Raw genomic sequence first — 19,443 nt, 5'->3', positions numbered from 1 at the left:
ATTCCTGTATTGTAATGCAATAGTTCATAAAAAAAGGAGTCTTAACATGAATGAAAACGCAAAGGAAAGATTGGAGAAATCCGTTTCTACCTGGATCACGCTGATTCTTGCTGTTTCCTGTGGTTTGATCGTTGCAAATCTTTATTATACACAACCTTTAATTGAATCGATCAGCTCGAACATAGGGTTATCTTCGGAAGCCGCAGGTTTGATCGTCACGCTGACCCAAATTGGTTACGGGATCGGCTTATTATTTATCGTCCCTTTGGGAGATTTGCTTGAAAACCGCAAACTGGTGGTTACACTGCTTATTCTGACATCCATTGTTTTGATCATCGCCGCTGAAGCCCGAAGTGCGGCTCTGTTTCTTGCCGCTTCCTTATTTATAGGTGTCGGGGCCGTCGCGGCCCAGATCCTGATTCCCTATGCGGCACATCTTTCTCCTGAGGAGACGCGCGGACGTAATGTAGGCAACGTAATGAGCGGTCTGTTTTTGGGAATCATGTTGGCCCGTCCGGTATCAAGTATGGTGGATAAATATTTCGGCTGGCACGCCATTTTTATTATTTCCTCTGCCTTGCTTGTGGTACTGGCTTTGGTTTTAGCAAAAGTTCTTCCCGTAAGGCGGCCGCAAACTAAGGACAAATATCCGGTAATCATCTCATCCATGCTGCATTTGCTCAAGACAACGCCGATTCTGCGGCGCCGCGCACTGTATCACGCGTTTTTGTTCGGCATGTTTAGTCTGTTCTGGACAACGGTTCCGCTCGTTTTAACGAGTCCGGTGTTTCATTTTTCATCAACAGGCGTAGCGCTGTTCGCTTTGGCAGGGGTTTCCGGCGCGGCGGTAGCGCCTATAGCTGGCCGCTTTGCAGATAAAGGTCTGATACGTTCGGCAACCGGATTGTCCATCGTGCTGGTGATACTGTCGGGGCTTTTGCCGATTATGTTTCCTGGAGGTTCTATATTCTCTATCGTTATCCTGGTCATTGCTGCCATCCTTCTAGACATGGGCGTTTCAGCCAATATGGTGTTGGGACAGCGAGCGATCTTCGCTTTGGGAGATGAGGTGCGCAGCCGGCTGAACGGCATGTATATGGCGATCTTTTTTGCGGGTGGAGCCATAGGCTCTGCAGTCGGAGGTTGGGCTTACGCCATGGGCGGCTGGAAAGCGGCGATGTGGGTTGGCGTTCTTTTTCCTATCATGGCATTACTGTACTTTTTTACGGAAAAAAGAGGACACAAGGCGATATAAGTTGAACGACTGTTGATTCTTTCAAGAATGCAACATCTAACTGGCTCTAATTGAGCACGTGTGAATATATCGGAGATTATGTTTGACATAGCCGCGGAATATCGCCGCTTTTTTAATTTTTTCGCAGCCATAATTTAAACATGAATCGAAATAGTAGGCATTTCATCTACAAGGGGAAATATGGATCTTCAGCTGTCTTTCAAAAAACCATCGCAGCGGCAATTCAAACGGGATATCGTCATTTCGATACAGCGAAGATATACGGCAGAATCCGGCAGCTAGACACGGGTACACGATATTCCGTTAACCCGACTGGCTACATGATACATCCGATTTACATACAGTTGATGAAGCTATTTGTAAAATAACGCGGTAACACTACAATTGCTCCCGAAACGGTTGAACAGGAGGATTGAATGCTTTTATGGTAAACTTCTAATTAAGAAGTCTAGGCAAGTAAGGAGTGGAGTGGTTGTTTGCTGAGCAGCGGCATCAAATTATTATTCAGAAACTGAATCAGGACAAATCGATCCGAGCGTCAGAGCTCATCGAGCATTTCGGGGTTTCGTTTGAGACGATCAGACGTGACCTCGAATATTTAGAAAGTGAAGGTTACCTGCGGCGGGTGCACGGTGGGGCGATTCTGAAGGAGCCCGACTATAGCCGGGAAATCCCGCTGCCGATCCGCGAGTCTATATATATGGAAGAGAAGACGGAGCTTTCTCAAATCGCGGTTCGTTATGTGACCGAAGGGATGTCCATCGCGCTTGACCCAAGTACGACGAACACCCAGATTGCTAAGGCGTTGAAGGCCAAGTTCGATCGATTAACCGTTATTACGAATTCGCTTCCGATCGTGAACGAACTCGTTTCGATGCCAGGTTATACGGTGATTATGACCGGGGGCGTCATTCGTCATCAAGAGCAAAGCATCATCGGCGATCTGGCAGAAGAGTTTACTTCCCGCTTTCATGCGGATTTGTTCTTTATGAGTATGAGCGGGGTTACGTTGGAAGCAGGAATTACCGATAACGCAATCGGCGAAGTCCAAGTGAAAAAAATAATGCACGCGAACGCGAAGCGCTGCATCGCCCTCGCAGACAGCAGCAAGTTCGGACAAAATTCATTTATCAAAGTATGCGGAGTCACCGAGGTCGAACGATTTGTGACGGATTCCAAAATCGACCGGGATATCGTTGATACATTTAGCAAAAGCGGCATCGAAATCGTCTATAAATAATAGAATCCATATGAACGATTTTTGGTTTTCACGAACCAGGGATCGTTTATTTTTATGTTTATACTCGGTTTTTTGGTTATAAGGGGTTGTGTTTATGTGTATTTATGTGTTAATGGGACAGGTGTGTTCGGTCAACGGATTTCGAAAGAAAAAAGGTTGTAAATCATAAATAATTGTATGTGATTGATTGTATATATGTGGTATTATCTGTATTAATCAAGAGTCGAGGAAATAAACGATCGCTTCTAAAAAGGAGGAGAAACCAATGAAAATCCACTTTCTTGGAACGGCTGCAGCGGAAGGATTTCCAAACCCGTTCTGCCGCTGTGACGCCTGCTGCAACGCGAGGTCGCTCGCAGGAAAAAACATTCGAACGAGAAGCTCTGTATTGATTGATGGCGTTATCAAGGTTGACTATTCCGCAGATTCGCATATGCAGGCGCTCCGTGATCGGATCGACTTGGGCGCGGTTGAGCATCTATTGTTTACACATACGCATTACGATCATTTTCAGCCATCGGATCTATACAACCGTATTGAAGGATTTGCGCACGGTATCGATCACCCCTTACATATTTACGGCAACGATTCGGCCATTAACCAGACTATAGCCGCACTTGGGCCGGACGCTGGAGGCAGGTTCGCGTTCCACTTATTGCGCCCGTTTGAGACGATTTCACTCGGCGACACACAAGTCACCCCTTTGCTTGCGAATCATGACCCAATGGAAACTTGTTTGCTGTTTTACATAGAAAAAGGGGGCAAAACGCTGTTTTACGGCAATGACACCGGATGGCTGCATGAGGATACTTGGAAATGGCTTCAGGGCAAAGTGATCGATATGGCGATAATCGATTGCACGCATAGCTTTACGAACAATGATCGAAATCCAAACCATATGGGGATTGAAACTGTGCTTGAAGTTCAGCGCGTATGGCGGGAAGAAGGTACGCTTGGGAGTAACGGTCTTGTATATGTAACTCATTTTACACATAACTCCGGATTTCTGCATGATGATTTTGAACGCGCTTTCGAACCCGCGGGCATTAAGGTGGCTTACGATGGTCTGATCGTCGACCTATGACGAGTGACAGCAGCAACGCAATTGAACAGCGCCAGATTAGGATTGTCGGCATCGTAACCGCGCTAACCCTCTTCGGCGATTCCATGCTGTACATTGTCCTCCCAGTGTATTGGAAGGAAGCGGGACTGGACGCGCTTTGGCAGGTAGGCGTGCTGTTGTCTGTAAATCGACTAGTAAGGCTGCCCCTGAATCCTGTAATTGGCTGGCTGTATCAACGGATGTCCCTTCGAACCGGTCTGTTCATCTCCGTTTTGTTAGCGGCGCTTACCACAGTAGGATACGGCATCTTCAAAGGATTCGTTCTTTGGATAGCTTTGCGAGCGGTGTGGGGGATTGCGTGGTCCTTGATGCGAATGGGCGGGTATTTGACCGTCATTCGCTACTCCGACGATACGAATCGAGGGCGCCTAATGGGAACGTATAACGGGTTGTGGCGCCTTGGCAGCTTGGTAGGCGTACTGTTTGGAGGGTTGCTTGTGCCCTTCTTCGGGTTACGGTCTGTCTCGATATGGTTTGGCCTGATGGCATTGGTCGGACTTCCGTTGATCGCGGCATCCATAAACCAAGGGAAAGCTTCCGGGACACATCAAATGGAACTAACACGTAGTAACATAAATACGGTGTGGTCGCTGCAGGTGAAGAAAATCGTTCTAAGCGGATTAATTATATCATTACTGCACGCCGTGTTCGGCGCGACACTTACGTATCTTATCGATACGAGTTATCCAACGGGGATACCATGGTTCGGATTGATCATTGGCAGTACGGCGTTAGGCGGCGTATTGACAGCGCTGCGCTGTACTTGGGAGCCGTTCTTGGCTCGATGGTTCGGACAGCGTACGGATGGACCGAGAGGAAGGCTGCCTTTATTTATGCTATCGTTGGCGGGTGCGGTAGCCGGTTACGCATTGCTTCCGTGGCAGCTGCCGATCGGTATTTGGATTGTTATTGTCATTTTCGTCATGATTACAAGCACTGCGCTGGGTACGATCATGGACGCTATGGCTTCTGACGCTGCGAAGAGCACATCCGTTATTACAGTCATGACCGCTTATTCCGTATCTACCGATTTAGGGGCGGCGATCGGTCCGACATTGATTTATTGGGTGGTCGGTTTGCAGTATGGCGTGACATCAATGTATTTGGCGTGTGCTGCTGTATTCATTTTGATCGGGTTATGGTATTGGAAAGAATATGCGACAAAGGGGCGGGTATACCTTGGTGAAAAAGCTAAAGTTTCGTGAGGATGGAACGTTTGTCATCGTACAGTTTTCTGATGTAGAGTTTATTGACGCTGAGGACCTGGATCCGGAGACGCCGCTTCTCGACTCGATGACGAAGGCGACGATGGAGAGAATCATCGCGATTGAGCAGCCGGATCTTGTTGTGTTTGCAGGCGACTTAACGGCAAGTGCTAGAAGCAAAGATCCACTTCAATCGTTCCGAAGCGCGGTCGCTGTCGCTGAAGAAAACCGCGTAGCATGGGCGGCTGTGTTTGGCAATCATGACTCGGAAGGGAGCTTGCCTCGAAAGAGAATGCATGAGGAGCAGCTCCTGCATGAATATTGCGTAGCCCAACCGGATCCTCCGGGGGTTAGCGGAGCGGGAAACTATGTGCTGGCGATTAACGATCGGGCGGAGAAGCCAGCGGTCTCGTTGTTTTTCCTCGATAGCGGTGATTACTCACCGATTGAAGCGGTGGGCGGATACGACTGGATACGCCGAGATCAAATCGAATGGTATGTATCCGAATCACGGCAATTGGCCGAGCAAAATGGCGGGGCGCCTTTGCCCGCACTGGCTTTTTTCCATATTCCGCTGCCCGAATACGATGAGGTATGGAAGACGAAAGTGTGTGAGGGCCATTGCAGCGAATGGATCAGCTCGCCGAAGGTAAATTCGGGCTTGTTTGCCGCCATGGTAGACATGGGTGATGTGATGGGCACGTTCGTCGGACATGACCACTCAAACGATTATTGCGGGACACTGCACGGCATACGTCTTTGCTACGGGAGGTCTACTCGTTACGTTAGTTATGTAGATGGTGTGCGTAAGGATAAGTTTCCGACGGGAGCAAGAGTCATTCGATTAAAGGCGGGCGAACGACAGTTCGAGACATGGATCCGCCAGAGCGATGGACTAGTCGCGAAATTACCGATACATAAGCCGGACACTCAGCTTCATCGATAGTATATCAATAGGGTAGAGTTCTGATTCACTACCTTTTCCACGCAATTTCTCTTCATCCTGAAAATAGAGTTCCTAAAGAGTTAACAATAAGCTGCGAATTTTCTTCCTTTCATACTGAGCCATATTCAATCTGCCTCTTTCTTTTAGAATGTTGTCTTGACGCCACCATGCTATCTGAGGGATTGAACGTGGCTTTTTTCTCGATCTTGTGAATAGCGGATGGCCGCATGAAAGGGGGTGATGCAACAGACGGAATTCATACCAAAGGATGCTGGTGTTATCAATCAGTAGTTTAAATTGAGAGTTGGAAGGAGATATTGTGATGAGCTTGCGTTGGCGGAAATTTACTGTGGTTTCTCTTCTTATCAGTTTAGTGCTGTATCCCATTTTGTTGTTTGCCGGACCAGTACAAGCATCAACCGCTGCAGACGAGTACGATTTGCTGAGGGAGAGGTGGCATGTATATTTGACTGGGGGGACGGCAATTGATACGTCCGACCCGGAAATTGCAGCGAAAATCAGTCTAATCGAAACAAACGCGAACAAGTACTGGGCAGCGATGAACAAAAACGCCGGGCGAACTTATTTGTGGAGTGATTTGGCGAACTGGAGCGTTTCCAGTACGATTTCATCCAACTATGTAAGGCTGAAGGAAATGGCACTGGCCTATGCTACAACAGGATCATCCCTGAAAGGAAATGAGCAGCTAGCTGCTGACATTCTGAGTGGACTGGACTGGATGTATGCTAACAAATATAACGAAACGAAGGGTGAAACGGGCAATTGGTGGGATTGGGAGATCGGCGTGCCGATGAACCTGACGGATGCGATGATTTTAATTTATGATCAAATGTCCGCAACGCAAAAAACAAACTACACGGAGGCATTGGACAAATTCGTTCCGGATCCAACCTATCGTACAAATTCCCCTTCACTCCAAGAAACGGGTGCGAATCGGCTTGATAAAGCGCTGATTGTCTCTTTGCGCGGCGTGCTGAATAAGACGGATGCCAAGATGGCTCAAGGCCGTGATGCGATCAGCCAGGTGTTGTTGTATGTGCAGAGCAGGGACGGGTTTTACGAGGATGGGTCGTTTATCCAACATGACTATGTCGCGTATACAGGAAGCTACGGTGCCGTTCTGCTCGAAGACATGGTGAAGCTGCTGTACCTCCTTGGCGGTTCGAGTTGGGACGTTACGGACCCGAATATCGCTAATGTCATTCGTTGGGTAACAGAGGCGTATCGCCCTTTTCTGTATAAAGGCGCCATGATGGATACGGTACGAGGACGTGCGATATCGCGTGAAGCATCACAGGATCATCAGGCGGGACGGAAAATCTTGGCTTCACTCGTCATGCTGGCCGACGGCCTGAACGCTCGGGATGCTGCGACGGTACGCCAAATTGCTAAAGGCCAAATGATGTCGGATACAACGTTCCCGAGTTATACGGAGGGGCTGTCCATCTTCAGTATCGGCAAAATAAAAGCATTGATGGGCGATCCATCCATTGAACCCGCTGGCGATATGATCGATACACATATATTCGCTGGTATGGATCGTGCCGTACACTTAAGGCCTGAATTCGGACTGGCGCTTGGTTTGTTCTCAACGCGCATTTCTGCTTTTGAATATGGTAACGGCGAAAATTCCAAGCCATGGTGGCAAGGCGCAGGAGCCGCATATTTGTACAACACGGATCAGACGCAGTTTTCAGGAGCCTATTGGCCAACGATCAATCCGGTGAGATTGCCGGGAACGACTACGGACGGCTCTACGAGCAGCGTGGGCTCTTTCAGCTTTAAATTCAATACGTCGAATTGGGTAGGAGGCTCATCGATTGATGGCCCTTACGGAACGGTAGGTATGGAATTTTCGATGTCGAAAAATACGGGTACTCCGTTATCAGGCAAAAAGTCATGGTTTCTATTCGGCGATAAATATATAGCGCTCGGATCCGACATTTCGAGTACTGGAGGTCGCGCTGTAGAGACGATCGTTGAAAATCGGAAGCTGAATGAGAGCGGGTCAAATACGTTGACGGTGGATGGAACGGCTAAGCCTTCAACGACCGGGTGGACGGAAACGATGACAGGCGTGCAGTGGGCGCATCTGTCTGGCAGCGTACCGGGATCGGATATCGCGTACGTATTCCCTGGAGGAGCGACAGTTCGTGGTCTACGTGAAACGCGTTCCGGATCCTGGAAGGATATAAACACCGATGGAAGCGATAAGATGGTATCCACACAATACGCAAGCCTCGCGCTGAATCACGGCATCGATCCGGTGCAAGCCTCCTATGCATATGCCGTTTATCCGGGAGCGTCGACGACTGAGGCAGCAGACTATGCGGCAGACCCTGGCTTCACCGTATTGAAAAACACAGGAAACGTACAGGCGGTCATGGATACCACGGATCAAATGGCGGTCGGAGCAAACTTTTGGACGGATTCGATTGAAACCGTTCAAGTGAACGGAGCAGATTACTTGACAAGTAATAAGAAAGCATCCGTCACCATTGCCGAGAACGGAAATGAGCTGCAAATCGGGGTTTCAGACCCGACAAAAGCAAACGGTGGCACCATTAAAGTCGAACTTCACCGTGCAACAACCAGCGCGCTGCTGCTTGATCCAGGCGTTACAGTGAAACAGTTTTCTCCGACTACAATATTGGAAGTGAATACGGCAGGAGCGATTGGAACAACGTTCCTGGCTAAGCTGAGTACAGGATCAACGACGCCGCCAGCGGCGCCTCAATTGATCGAAGCCTTGCCAGGACCCGGTTCAGCTACGCTGAAATGGAACGCCAGCGCCGGAGCTACCGGCTACCGCATTTATTACGGGACAGCGCCCGGCAGTTATTCGAAAACCGTGGATATATCGGCAGTCAGCGGCAACAACCAGTATACGGTCACGGGCCTACCCAGTGGGGCAACGTATTATTTTGCGATAAAAGCCCTTAACAGCACTGGTATGGAAAGCGCCGCATCCAATGAATTATCCGTAACGCTTGGTTATGCAATCTTACCTTCCGATGATGCCTACGTTCGCAGCGGGTCTTATGCAAACAGCAACTTTGGCTCTTCCGATCAATTGGTCGTTAAAAACGATCCCAACTCCGGCTACCACCGATACTCTTATTTGAAATTTGATTTATCGCAGCTGCCGGAACAAGTTAAAAGTGCGCAGATCCTTCTGGTTCCGACAAGTGCCGGACTCGCCAACACAAAAGGCGTCGCTTATGAAGTAAGCAATCATACATGGACAGAAAACGGCATTACTTGGAACAATAAGCCTGCTGCCGGCAGCCTGATCGGAAACTGGACTGTCCCGGCAGCCGGAACACCCGTAAGCATTGATGTAACCGCACAAGTGAATGCCGCCTTGGTTGGTGAACGGACGATCGCCGTTCAACTCGCTCAAACGACCAACTACGGCTCGAACGGCTGGATTATTTACGGCTCTAAGGAACATACGGATGCAGCTTACCGGCCTGTGCTTCTGTTCGAACGACAGGATACGGTTCCGCCTGACACGATAGCCACGTTATCCCCGGAACAGCCGGACGGCCACAACGGTTGGTATGTCCATCCTGTAACGTTATCATTGGCCTCTAAGGATCTTCTTGTTACGCGTATTGGAAAAGCAACTTTAGAAAATGAGCTCAATACTTCTTTTTCAACGAGTGAGATGGGATAGCGGTTATTTTATTATGCCGAGTTATTTAATGAAAAGAGTTTTGCTGGTCTACGATAGAAGTTATGAAAGACTTTGAAAGCCGCATTGTATGCGGCTTTTTTTGATTGCTATCGGAGGGATTAACTTAAAACACTTGAGTTCATTTTTGCACAAAAGGGTCTCCATGAATTGAACTGTCTTTCATCAATTGCCTGCGGGTATAATCAAATTGCAAAAGGCAATACACTAACGGCAAAGGAGTTGATGCCGTATTCTGGACGAAAGAAGTACCCGGATTTTGACGCTGCTTTATGAGGCGGCCGATTATGTGTCGCTGGAAGAACTGATGCAGAAGGTCGGTATCTCCAGACGAACCGTTTATTATGATATGGAAAAAATAAACGATTACTTGAAAGCGATTCATCTTCCGCCGGTCAAATATGTCAGGACAGTTGGCTATTATTTGCCTGATGAAAGCAGGGCCGGTCTTCCGCAGTCAACCGGGAAGCCTCATGCACAGCCGTATTATTTGTCCCCACGGGAAAGAATGGCGTGGATGTCGCTCTATCTGTTGTCGACGGAGGGTTCGCTCTTTGTTCATCATCTGACGGACCTTTTGCAGGTTAGCCGAGGGACTGTGCTCAAGGATTTGAATATGGTCCGGTCGGACATGAAGGCATCGAAGCTCAAGGTAACCTACGATCGCAAGTGGGGCTATGGCGTAAATGGGGAGGAACGTGACAAGCGGAAGGCCCTGAGCTATTATTTCGGTCAGGTTTTCGGCGATGCAGGCTGGGAGCAGGTATTTAACCGGAAACCGGAATCGGAGGGACCGGATCTTGCCCGAAACTTATTTCCCCCTATGAAGTCGGGGCACCTGAAGATGGTGTATCGCCTTATCTCGGATAGCGAAGTAACGCTGGGCGTAGATTTGACGGACGAGATGTTATTTCATTTGACGGCACGCTTCCTGTTGTATGTACGACGTATTCAGGAAGAGCAGTTTATCTTAATAGACGAAGATGAACGAAACGTGCTGCGGCGGATGCCAGAGTATGAAGTTGCCGCTGGGGTTGCTGAAGGTCTCGGCCAAATGTTCGGTGTCTCTATCCCGGATGAAGAAATCTGCTACTTTACGATGCATCTGCTGGGAGCGAGAGTCAATCGGATGGAACAGATGACCGGTTCCGAAGAAGTGCTCAAGCAGCTTCGGCAAGTGACCAGACAGATGACAGATGATTTTCAGCGTTACGCCTGCGTATTCCTGCCGAACCGGGAAGCGATGGAGGAGAATCTGCTTGTCCATTTGAAGCCGGCTTATTACCGGATCATATACGGACTCGGGCTTGAAAATCCGCTGCTCGAAAATATCCTGTCCAAGTACAGGGAAGTATTCGAGCTGACCCGTCGCTCCGCGACACCGTTCGAACAACTGGTTGGACGTCCACTTGACGACAACGAAATCGGATACCTTGCCATGCATTTCGGCGGCTGGCTGCGTAGAGAGAACACGAAGCCGGCTGTACGTAGACAGGCCGCCATCGTCTGCGTCAACGGCATTTCCGCTTCGCGAATGTTGAAATCGCAGCTGGAGAACCTCTTCTCGGCAGTGGATATTACAGCGGTACTCTCGCTGCGGAATTACGAGTCGTTTGATGAAGAGAATGTTGATTTTATTTTCTCAACGGTACCGCTGCCGGATAGTAAAGTGCCCGTTCTCCTAGTGAATCCGATTCTCAGCGATAAGGATAAGGAACACCTGCTGAACCAAGTCAACATGGTTGCCGGCCGTAAATCAAAGACCCCGGCGTACTCGGTTCAAGCGCTGCTGGACATCGTCCATAAATATGCCGCGGTTAGGGATGAAGCAGGACTTACGGAGGAGCTTAACCACTACTTGTCTGTTGGAAAAACATGGCTGAGTGAAGCACGCAAGCCATCATTATCGGATCTGCTCACTGGACAGATGATCCAAATCAAAAGAGAAGCGGCCGACTGGCGGAGCGCCATACGCGAAGCCTCCGAACCTCTGCTGAAGGATGGGCGCATCGATGAAGCCTATATCGATGCGATGATTTCCAAAGTGGAGGCGCTAGGCCCTTACATCGTCGTTGCACCAGGCATCGCGATTGCGCATGGCAAGCCGCAGGATGGTGTCCGGCGGCTGGGAATCAGTCTGCTGCGACTGGAGCAACCCGTGGCCTTCTCAGAAGAAGCAAGGCATCAAGTTCAGATCATTCTGGTACTGGCAGCGATTGACGGTGAATCCCACCTCAAAGCGCTGTCGGAGCTGACCATCCTGCTTAGGGAGAAGGAAAACCTGATCCGTCTGAAAAAGGCCAAGACGAAAGAAGAGATACTGCAGCAATTAAACACCGGTCTTTAGCATCGATTAGAATATCGGACTTGGGAGAGATGAGAATGAAATTTTTGGAACCGTCACTAATTGCGCTGGATGTGGAGGCCGAGACGGCTGAAGAAGCGATCCGCTTAGCAGGAGATCTGCTGGTAAAAGCGGGTGCGGCAGAAGAACGTTATGCCGACGCCATGATGAAATCTTACCGTGAAAGAGGTCCGTACTTTGTTCTTGCACCTCATATCGCACTTCCGCATGCTCGTGCAGAGGATGGGGTGAATGAAGCGTCCGTCTCGCTGATTAAATTGAAGAAGCCGGTCGTATTCGGCCATGCGGCCAACGACCCGGTACAACTTGTATTTGCGCTCGGTGGCTCTTCAAGTTCGGAGCATATCGCCATGCTGCGAAAGCTGACCACCTTGCTAAGCAGCCCGGGCAGTATTGAACAATTCATGAATGCAACTGATGTAGAGACAATCCAACAACTTATTAGGGGGAACGAACAATGAAAATTTTATGCGTATGCGGTCTTGGACAAGGAACGAGTCTGATTTTGAGAATGAATGTGGAGAACGTGCTGAGCGGTATGGGAGTAAATGCCGACGTGGAGCATACGGACGTTTCCACGGCATCCGGAACCGCTGCCGACTATATCATTACAAGCAATGAACTGGCACAAAGCCTTCAAGGTCATGCGGCCAAAATTGTTATCGTCAACAACTATTTTGACAATAACGAAATCAAACAGAAGCTGGAAGAAGTGCTGTAAACCATTAGAAAGGGAGAGGGCATATGGACGTACTTTTTTGGATTGCCACCAACATTTTTGGAACGCCCGCCATTCTGCTCGGATTTATCGTTCTGGTCGGCCTTCTGCTTCAGAAGAAATCAACGAGCCAGCTTGTAAGCGGCACCTTTAAAGCGATCATCGGCTTCCTCGTCATCGGCGCAGGCTCTGATGTCATCGTAAAAGCCTTGAATGTATTCGAGCCGATGTGGAAGGAAGTCTTCGGATTGGAGAGCGGATCCCTTGGTACCTTCATGGGTCAGGAGGCATTCAACTCCAAATTCGGAAGCGCCGTTACGCTTGCTATGCTTATCGGTTTTCTGATCAACGTTCTGCTGGCACGCTTCACCCGGTTTAAATTTATTTACCTGACCGGGCACATGATGTTCTGGACGTCGACTGTTTTCGCTGGCGTGATCGTTCATGCGGCCAGCGGCATCTCCATCTGGAAGCTGGTACTGATGCTCGCTGTCGTCCTTGGTGTGTACTGGACATTCCAGCCGGCGCTGGTTCAGCCGTTCCTGCGTAAAATTACGGGCAACGATAACATTGCGCTTGGTCACACATCGGCTTCGGTTGCTTTGCTTGCTGCCTTGTCCGGTAAATTGTTCGGCAACAAAAACAACGATTCCGAGAAAATCAAAGTACCCAAAGGCTTTGAGTTCCTCCGCGATTCCAACGTCATCACTGCGCTCAGCATGGGAGTTTTGTTCCTGATCGGGGCCATTATTCTATCAACGAAAGGCACACCGGCGGCTGCGGAACTGATGAAACAATCGGGTGACCAGAACTTTATTATTTACTCTATAATCCAATCGTTCACATTCGCAGGCGGAATCGCCATCGTTCTGATGGGGGTCCGGATGTTCGTCGGCGAGCTGGTTCCGGCCTTCAACGGGATCGCGACCAAACTCGTACCAGGCGCCAAACCGGCACTCGATGCGCCAGTTGTGTACCCTTACGCGCCGAATGCGGTGGTTCTTGGATTCCTGGGAGCTTTCGCGGGAGCGATTATCTGGCTGCTTGTACTTGGCAACACCGTTGCTTACATTTTCGTGCCAACGATGATCGTCTTATTTTTCCACGGTGCTACGGCTGGGGTGTTCGGGAACTCGACAGGCGGTGTTCGCGGGGCCGTTATCGGCGGCTTCATCACTTCCACCGTTGTAGCTTGGGGACAGTTTCTGATGGTTCGCTTCTTCATCGCCTCGACGGTGCCGGATACAGCCATGTGGGCAGCTGATTCCGATATGTTCATCATTGGACCGATTCTGCACTTCCTGGCGAAACTGTTCTTTTAACCATCCGATAACAAAGTCGGCTGAGTCCCCTCGACTCAGCCGTCTAAAAGATAACAGAGTGGAGGAGAAACGATATGGGCTTTATCCGTGCTTTACATGGAGATATCAGCAAAGAGGAGCTGGGCTTTACGTATTCCCACGAACATATCGTATGCCGCCCGGCCTACTGGCAAGAACGGGGAGAGGACGATTTGCTGCTGGACGATAAGGAGAAGTCCAAACGCGACGTTCTTGATTTCAAACAACACGGCGGACGCTCGATCGTGGACGCTACAGCCATCGATTATGGGCGGGATGTTCAGGCGGTACAGGAAATCGCGATCGAAACCGGCATTCATGTTGTAGGAACGGCGGGATTCAACAAGAGCTTTTTATGGGATGCCAAAATCAAAGAGGAGCTTAAACCGCTGATCGGTCATTATGAAACCTACGCCCAGTGGATTGAAGCAAAAAGCATCAACGAGCTGGCGGATTTCGTCATCCGGGAGGTGGAAGAAGGGCTGGAAGGCACACCTTTCAAAGCAGGCCAGGTTAAATTCGGGACAGGCTATAACCGCATTACGCCTCTGGAGGAGAAGACGCTGCGCGCTGTAGCGCGCGCTCATCATGAGACGAAGGCCCCCATCCACTCCCATACCGAAGTTGGCACCATGGCGTTGGAGCAAATCGAGCTCTTGAAGAGCGAAGGTGTGGATCTGTCTTTTTTGAGCCTGGGACATATGGACCGTAATCCCGACCCCTACTACCATGAGCAGATCGCCTCAACGGGAGCTTACATGAGCTTTGACGGTATCGGCAAAATCAAGTATGCACCGGAAAGCACCCGAATCTCGCTTATTCTGGAGCTTGTCCGCAAAGGCTTCGAAAATCAGATTCTCATCAGCGGTGATACCGCCCGGAAAACCTACTACAAGCATTACGACCACGGTCTCGGTCTGGAGTACATTATTTCCAAATGGGTCCCGCGCTTTGTAGACGAGGCGAACCGAAACGGTTTTGATGGACAAAAACTGGTGGAGAAATTTTTCGTAAGCAACCCGGCCAACTGCTTTTCATTTAAAAAGTAAGGGGGCGCTCGCTATGAAATTCGAATTCGAAAATTCGGTTGAGGTGAAGGATAAAATTCGCCATTTCCGCGCTGCCATACTTCCTATTGGTGCCGTTGAAGCGCATGGTCCCCATCTGCCGCTGGGTACCGATAACCTGCTCGCGACCAGACTCGCGGACAGATTAGCAGAGCGGACGGAAAGCTTCGTTTTGCCGACCCTCCCCTATGGACAGGTGTGGAGTCTGCGCAATTTCCCGGGGAGTATCAACGTCTCAAACGAAGCGCTCATCCGACTGCTTGCAGATATCGGCGAAAGTTTGTACCAGCAAGGATTCGGCATTTTCGTCATGGTCAACGGCCATCTCGGCAATGCGGTTGCGTTGAAGGAAGCTGCGAGGATGTTATACGAACGGGTGCCCGAACTTAAGGTGTTCTATTTCTTTTATCCTGGCACGAAGGAAGTAACGGCTTCGGTACGGGAAGCTTCGGCTGCACACGCGAGCTATATGCATGCCGATGAAATCGAAACCTCCTACATGCTCTATCTTGCGGGCGAATATGTGGACATGAGCAAAGCGATCGATGGCGCCCCGCATATCCCGATCGAAGCGGATTGCACGCCAACACCGTGGGAGGAAATGACTTCCTCTGCCGTACTCGGGGATGCAACGCTGGCAACGAGGGAGAAGGGGGAGAAGATTATCGAGCGCAGCCTGGAAGTGATGGCCGAGATGGTGCTCCGGGCTAAAAGAGCATTGTCAACGGATCATCAACCGGAAGAGAACAGATAGCATTGTAACTACAAGAACAACGAGGTGAAAGAGACGATGATGAACACCTATTTTGATGTGATTGGCGGGTTGTTAGACAAAGTCCGTACCGAGCAGGCCAAGTCGATCCGTGAAGCGGCAGAGAAAGTGGCGGCCTGTATTCAGCAAGGTGGTATTATACACTTATTCGGCTGTGGACACTCGCATATATTGACCGAAGAAGTCTTTTACCGAGCAGGCGGACTCGTACCGATTCGCCCGATCCTGGTCGAGAAGCTGATGCTTCACGAAGGCGCGGTCCGTTCGTCAGAGCTGGAAAGACAAAACGACCTTGCTGTCGAATTCATGAAGGAGCAGGATATCCGCGAGGGCGAGGTTGTCTTCGTACTGTCCACTTCGGGCCGAAATCCCGTTCCCGTGGATGTCGCTTTGATGGCGAAGGAGAAGGGGGCCTATACTGTAGGCATTACCTCACTGGAATATTCCAAAAGCATGCCGTCCCGGCACAGCAGCGGCAAGCATCTGGCCGATGCCGTTGATCTGGTGATCGATAATTTCTCGGTTAAGGGAGATGCCGTATTGAGCCATCCGGGCCTCCAGGTGCCTTTCACGCCGAGCTCGACGGTCGTCGGGGCCCTCATATTGAACTCCCTGTTCGCAGAATCTATTGAGATTATGATTGAACAAGGCTTCAAGCCCCCTGTATTTCTCAGCGGAAATATCGATGGTTCCGACGAACACAACAACGCGTTGGTTGAGGCTTATAAAGGACGGATCGCTTTATTGGCCTGATCAGGATGTACCGAGCAGTAAAGAAAATATACGAGGTCTGACATAGAGCCGGATCTTGAATAACAAATAAAACAGCCGCCTGGCAAGGCTTGAGCAGACGAACGACAGGATACGGAAGAGAGCAGCCGTAACTTACGATTTCTGCAAGCGAATTGCTTCGGCAGGCGGTTACAGGATGAGGAGGAAAGACATGTTTGCACAAACCGTAACCATACAGAATGAGCAGGGCTTTCATGTCCGTCCAGCTCAGCTTTTCTCGGAAAAAGCAGGACAGTTTGGAGCAGAGGTTCATCTGAAGACTAACGAAGGACGCACCGCGGATTGCAAAAGCATGCTGGAGCTGATGACGCTCGGTGTTGAGCAAGGAGCTGTCGTGACCATCGAAGCTAACGGAGATGGAGAACAAGAGGTAGTCGAAGCGCTGATACAGTTAGTCGAAAGCAAGTTTGGTGAAGCCTGATGAAGAGGCTGCATATAGAAGGAATCGGCGTATCGGAGGGAATCCGGATCGCTAAGGCATTCATTTACAAGCCTTCGCTAGGGACCAGCAGTGACAGCAGCCTCGAAGAGAAGCTTATTTCGGATACCCCGGCCGCAATCGATGCAGAGCTTATTAAGCTCCGTGAAGCCAAAGTCGGCTGCGCGGAACAATTGGAGAAGCTAACGGAGAGAGCAAAGGAAGCCGTGGGCGAAGAGCAAGCCGGCATTCTTGCGGGACAGCGGAAGCTTCTGGACGATCCTGCCTTCTATCCGAAGATGGAGGCAAGAGTCCGAGAGAAGCTGGAGCCAGCGCCAAGTGCCGTTGCCGAAATTGTGAGCGAGGTCGCTTCCATGTTGGAAGGCATGAACAATGATTATATGAAGGAGCGGGCCGCGGACATTCGCGATATCGGTAATCGTCTTCTCGCCTGCTTGTTGCCAGGACAATCGCGTGACTTTACGGGAATCACCGAACCGGTTATCTTGGTCGCTGATGATTTGGCGCCGTCGGATACGGTACAACTGGACCCTGCCTTGGTTATCGGCTTTATTACCCGTACTGGAGGAGCGACCTCACATACCGCTATTCTCGCACGGTCGCTCGGAATTGCCGCTATCGTCGGCGCTGGTGACGGCGTCGACGGCATCAAGGACGGCGATACACTCGTCCTTGACGGCTCAGCCGGGCTGTGCATTGCCCGGCCGCATGAGGCGGAAGCGGAGCAGTATCGGCTCCGCATGCAGGAAGATCTCGAGCGCAGACAGTCGCTCGAGGTATACGCGGCGCGTCCGGCAGTGACCGCCGACGGCACGCGCGTAGAGCTCGCGGCGAACATCGGCAGCGCCGCGGAAGCCGAGACCGCCGTCCGGCAGGGCGCGGACGGCGTAGGGCTGTTCCGCACGGAGTTCCTGTTCATGAACGCCCCGGCCATGCCGGGCGAGGAGGAGCAGTTCCGTGCGTATCAGGAAGCGGCCCGGATGATGGAGGGCCGCCCCGTAATCATCCGCACGATGGACATCGGCGGAGATAAGGAGCTTCCGTATCTGCAGCTGCCGAAGGAAACAAACCCGTTCCTGGGCTACCGTGCGATACGGGTAGGCCTTGTCCGCCAAGAGCTGCTTCGCACGCAGCTGAGGGCGGTGTTGCGGGCCAGTGCCTTCGGTACGGTGAAGGTGATGTTCCCCATGATCTCCGGTCTGCAGGAATGGAGGCAGGCAAGAGCCATCCTGACGGAAGTGCAGGTGGAATTGAGGCAAGACGGGATCCAGTTTGACGAGAAGATGGAAGTTGGCATCATGGTTGAGATTCCCTCAACGGCCGTGTTGGCGGAACGATTCGCGAGCGAGGTCGATTTCTTCAGCATCGGTACGAACGACCTCGTGCAGTATACGGTCGCAGCGGACCGCATGAATGAACACGTCGCGCACCTGTACGATTATTTCCATCCAGCTGTGCTTCAGTTAATCCGCACGGTCATTGAGGCTTCCCACTCGGCCGGTAAATGGACCGGCATGTGCGGCAGTATGGCGGGTGATCCGCTGGCGGCACCGCTGTTACTCGGACTAGGTCTTGACGAATGGAGCATGGAGGCCGGTGGTCTCAGCCGGATGAAGGAAAGGCTTGCTAGCCTGGATCGTCAGGAATGTCGCGAGCTGGCAAAGCGCATTCTTGGCCTTGATACGCCCCAAGCGGTTCGTCAGGCGCTGGAGAAATTTCATCACGCCCAAAAGGCAGTGGTATAGATTCCGTATCCACATGGCGTGGACTATTAGCAGGTGTTGAGGGTGTTCCAAGAAAATGGCATGCCCGTATGAGAGATCGCCAGTTTGGGTCAAATAGATGCTACAAATAAAGAAATGGCGATGGCGGTACAGGGGGGTTACTCCGGTACCGCCATTTCTTTGTTTTCGAATATCTAATGATTTGAGCGTAGTTACACTCGCTTGATAGTATTGAGCGGGAGTTAACCTAGAATGGTAACTCAACTGCATGCTTACCCTTTACGACGCCATGCATTGGCAATTAGGCCCACGATGAAGCCCCAAACGGCATTTATCGCAAAGACACTTACCATTGCCAGTGGATTAGTTAAAGGACCTTGCAATTTTCCATCGATAAGGGGAGAGGCAATCCCGCTTATAATGATAGCAAATAAGGCATAACTCAAACCCGCAAAAACAAGAATGACAACGGGATAAGCCGTTCTTTTGAATAGAACGATCATGAGCCAGGCCAAGGAGATAAGGACCGTCATCAGAATGCTGCCGAATGCTTGACCGATCAGATCCATGATCCCGGTCATCTTCATGAGGGGTCTGATAAGCGCTAAAGCGCCCAGTCCAAGAATTAAAAGCAGATTTTCTTTCACAATATCTATTGTTCTCATATCTAATCCGTTCCTCTCTATGTTGTGGATGATGAAGTCGATAAGCCATAGTCCAATTCATTCCCCAACAAGTA

Annotated in this window: 16 protein-coding genes; 15 read left to right on the top strand and 1 reads right to left on the bottom strand. The window is 50.4% G+C overall.

Annotated elements, in window-relative coordinates:
- The first annotated feature begins 46 nt into the window (after positions 1-46).
- The 15 genes from ACOZB4_RS03940 (at position 47) to ptsP (ending at position 18,725) form a co-directional block, all read left to right on the top strand.
- A complete protein-coding gene (locus tag ACOZB4_RS03940) occupies positions 47-1,255 on the top strand; it encodes an MFS transporter (protein WP_379405883.1) in 1,209 nt (402 codons plus the stop codon).
- A gap of 472 nt (positions 1,256-1,727) precedes the next feature.
- Positions 1,728-2,495: a DeoR/GlpR family DNA-binding transcription regulator gene (locus ACOZB4_RS03935; RefSeq protein WP_422759471.1), complete on the top strand. Its 768-nt coding sequence runs from the start codon at positions 1,728-1,730 to the stop codon at positions 2,493-2,495.
- A gap of 265 nt (positions 2,496-2,760) precedes the next feature.
- Positions 2,761-3,579, top strand: coding sequence for an MBL fold metallo-hydrolase (locus tag ACOZB4_RS03930; RefSeq protein ID WP_379405887.1), 819 nt, complete (start codon positions 2,761-2,763; stop codon positions 3,577-3,579).
- Positions 3,576-4,823 carry an MFS transporter gene (locus ACOZB4_RS03925; RefSeq protein ID WP_379405889.1) on the top strand — a complete coding sequence of 416 codons (1,248 nt, stop codon included), beginning with the start codon at positions 3,576-3,578 and terminating at the stop codon, positions 4,821-4,823. Before ACOZB4_RS03930 ends, ACOZB4_RS03925 begins: the two co-directional genes overlap by 4 nt.
- The gene (locus tag ACOZB4_RS03920) at positions 4,798-5,769 is read left to right on the top strand and encodes a metallophosphoesterase family protein (RefSeq protein ID WP_379405891.1); all 972 of its coding nucleotides are present in this window, start codon (positions 4,798-4,800) and stop codon (positions 5,767-5,769) included. The genes ACOZB4_RS03925 and ACOZB4_RS03920 overlap by 26 nt, the downstream gene beginning before the upstream one ends.
- A 322-nt stretch (positions 5,770-6,091) precedes the next feature.
- Entirely contained in the window at positions 6,092-9,469 is a 3,378-nt protein-coding gene (locus ACOZB4_RS03915; RefSeq protein ID WP_379405893.1) for a polysaccharide lyase family 8 super-sandwich domain-containing protein, read from the top strand.
- A gap of 250 nt (positions 9,470-9,719) precedes the next feature.
- On the top strand, positions 9,720-11,834 hold the full coding sequence (locus ACOZB4_RS03910; RefSeq protein ID WP_422759478.1) for a BglG family transcription antiterminator: 2,115 nt from the start codon (positions 9,720-9,722) through the stop codon (positions 11,832-11,834).
- 35 nt (positions 11,835-11,869) lie between these two features.
- A complete protein-coding gene (locus ACOZB4_RS03905; protein ID WP_379405896.1) occupies positions 11,870-12,313 on the top strand; it encodes a PTS sugar transporter subunit IIA in 444 nt (147 codons plus the stop codon).
- Entirely contained in the window at positions 12,310-12,573 is a 264-nt protein-coding gene (locus ACOZB4_RS03900; protein ID WP_076321610.1) for a PTS sugar transporter subunit IIB, read from the top strand. The genes ACOZB4_RS03905 and ACOZB4_RS03900 overlap by 4 nt, the downstream gene beginning before the upstream one ends.
- Positions 12,574-12,596: 23 nt before the next feature.
- A complete protein-coding gene (locus ACOZB4_RS03895) occupies positions 12,597-13,892 on the top strand; it encodes a PTS ascorbate transporter subunit IIC (RefSeq protein ID WP_076321609.1) in 1,296 nt (431 codons plus the stop codon).
- A 74-nt stretch (positions 13,893-13,966) separates the two neighbouring features.
- On the top strand, positions 13,967-14,959 hold the full coding sequence (locus ACOZB4_RS03890) for a phosphotriesterase family protein (protein WP_379405899.1): 993 nt from the start codon (positions 13,967-13,969) through the stop codon (positions 14,957-14,959).
- 13 nt (positions 14,960-14,972) lie between these two features.
- The gene (locus ACOZB4_RS03885) at positions 14,973-15,731 is read left to right on the top strand and encodes a creatininase family protein (protein ID WP_076321607.1); all 759 of its coding nucleotides are present in this window, start codon (positions 14,973-14,975) and stop codon (positions 15,729-15,731) included.
- A 36-nt stretch (positions 15,732-15,767) separates the two neighbouring features.
- Positions 15,768-16,502, top strand: coding sequence for an SIS domain-containing protein (locus ACOZB4_RS03880; RefSeq protein ID WP_379405901.1), 735 nt, complete (start codon positions 15,768-15,770; stop codon positions 16,500-16,502).
- A 190-nt stretch (positions 16,503-16,692) separates the two neighbouring features.
- Positions 16,693-16,962: an HPr family phosphocarrier protein gene (locus tag ACOZB4_RS03875; RefSeq protein WP_339265331.1), complete on the top strand. Its 270-nt coding sequence runs from the start codon at positions 16,693-16,695 to the stop codon at positions 16,960-16,962.
- On the top strand, positions 16,962-18,725 hold the full coding sequence (ptsP, locus tag ACOZB4_RS03870) for a phosphoenolpyruvate--protein phosphotransferase (protein ID WP_379405904.1): 1,764 nt from the start codon (positions 16,962-16,964) through the stop codon (positions 18,723-18,725). The genes ACOZB4_RS03875 and ptsP overlap by 1 nt, the downstream gene beginning before the upstream one ends.
- A 251-nt stretch (positions 18,726-18,976) precedes the next feature.
- On the opposite strand, the gene ACOZB4_RS03865 is transcribed toward ptsP, so the two are convergent.
- Positions 18,977-19,351, bottom strand: coding sequence for a hypothetical protein (locus ACOZB4_RS03865; RefSeq protein WP_379405906.1), 375 nt, complete (start codon positions 19,349-19,351; stop codon positions 18,977-18,979).
- Positions 19,352-19,443: the final 92 nt, after the last annotated feature.

Source organism: Paenibacillus sp. NPDC058898 (assembly GCF_049316025.1).
Lineage (GTDB): Bacteria > Bacillota > Bacilli > Paenibacillales > Paenibacillaceae > Paenibacillus_AQ.
This window is presented reverse-complemented; position numbering and strand designations above follow the sequence as displayed.

Bases quoted from the DNA above. Each gene is read 5' to 3' on its own strand.
- ACOZB4_RS03940 (WP_379405883.1), top strand. From the start codon at position 47: ATGAATGAAAACGCAAAGGAAAGATTGGAGAAATCCGTTTCTACCTGG.
- ACOZB4_RS03930 (WP_379405887.1), top strand. From the start codon at position 2,761: ATGAAAATCCACTTTCTTGGAACGGCTGCAGCGGAAGGATTTCCAAAC.
- ACOZB4_RS03925 (WP_379405889.1), top strand. From the start codon at position 3,576: ATGACGAGTGACAGCAGCAACGCAATTGAACAGCGCCAGATTAGGATT.
- ACOZB4_RS03915 (WP_379405893.1), top strand. From the start codon at position 6,092: ATGAGCTTGCGTTGGCGGAAATTTACTGTGGTTTCTCTTCTTATCAGT.
- ACOZB4_RS03905 (WP_379405896.1), top strand. From the start codon at position 11,870: ATGAAATTTTTGGAACCGTCACTAATTGCGCTGGATGTGGAGGCCGAG.
- ACOZB4_RS03900 (WP_076321610.1), top strand. From the start codon at position 12,310: ATGAAAATTTTATGCGTATGCGGTCTTGGACAAGGAACGAGTCTGATT.
- ACOZB4_RS03895 (WP_076321609.1), top strand. From the start codon at position 12,597: ATGGACGTACTTTTTTGGATTGCCACCAACATTTTTGGAACGCCCGCC.
- ACOZB4_RS03890 (WP_379405899.1), top strand. From the start codon at position 13,967: ATGGGCTTTATCCGTGCTTTACATGGAGATATCAGCAAAGAGGAGCTG.
- ACOZB4_RS03885 (WP_076321607.1), top strand. From the start codon at position 14,973: ATGAAATTCGAATTCGAAAATTCGGTTGAGGTGAAGGATAAAATTCGC.
- ACOZB4_RS03880 (WP_379405901.1), top strand. From the start codon at position 15,768: ATGATGAACACCTATTTTGATGTGATTGGCGGGTTGTTAGACAAAGTC.
- ACOZB4_RS03875 (WP_339265331.1), top strand. From the start codon at position 16,693: ATGTTTGCACAAACCGTAACCATACAGAATGAGCAGGGCTTTCATGTC.
- ptsP (WP_379405904.1), top strand. From the start codon at position 16,962: ATGAAGAGGCTGCATATAGAAGGAATCGGCGTATCGGAGGGAATCCGG.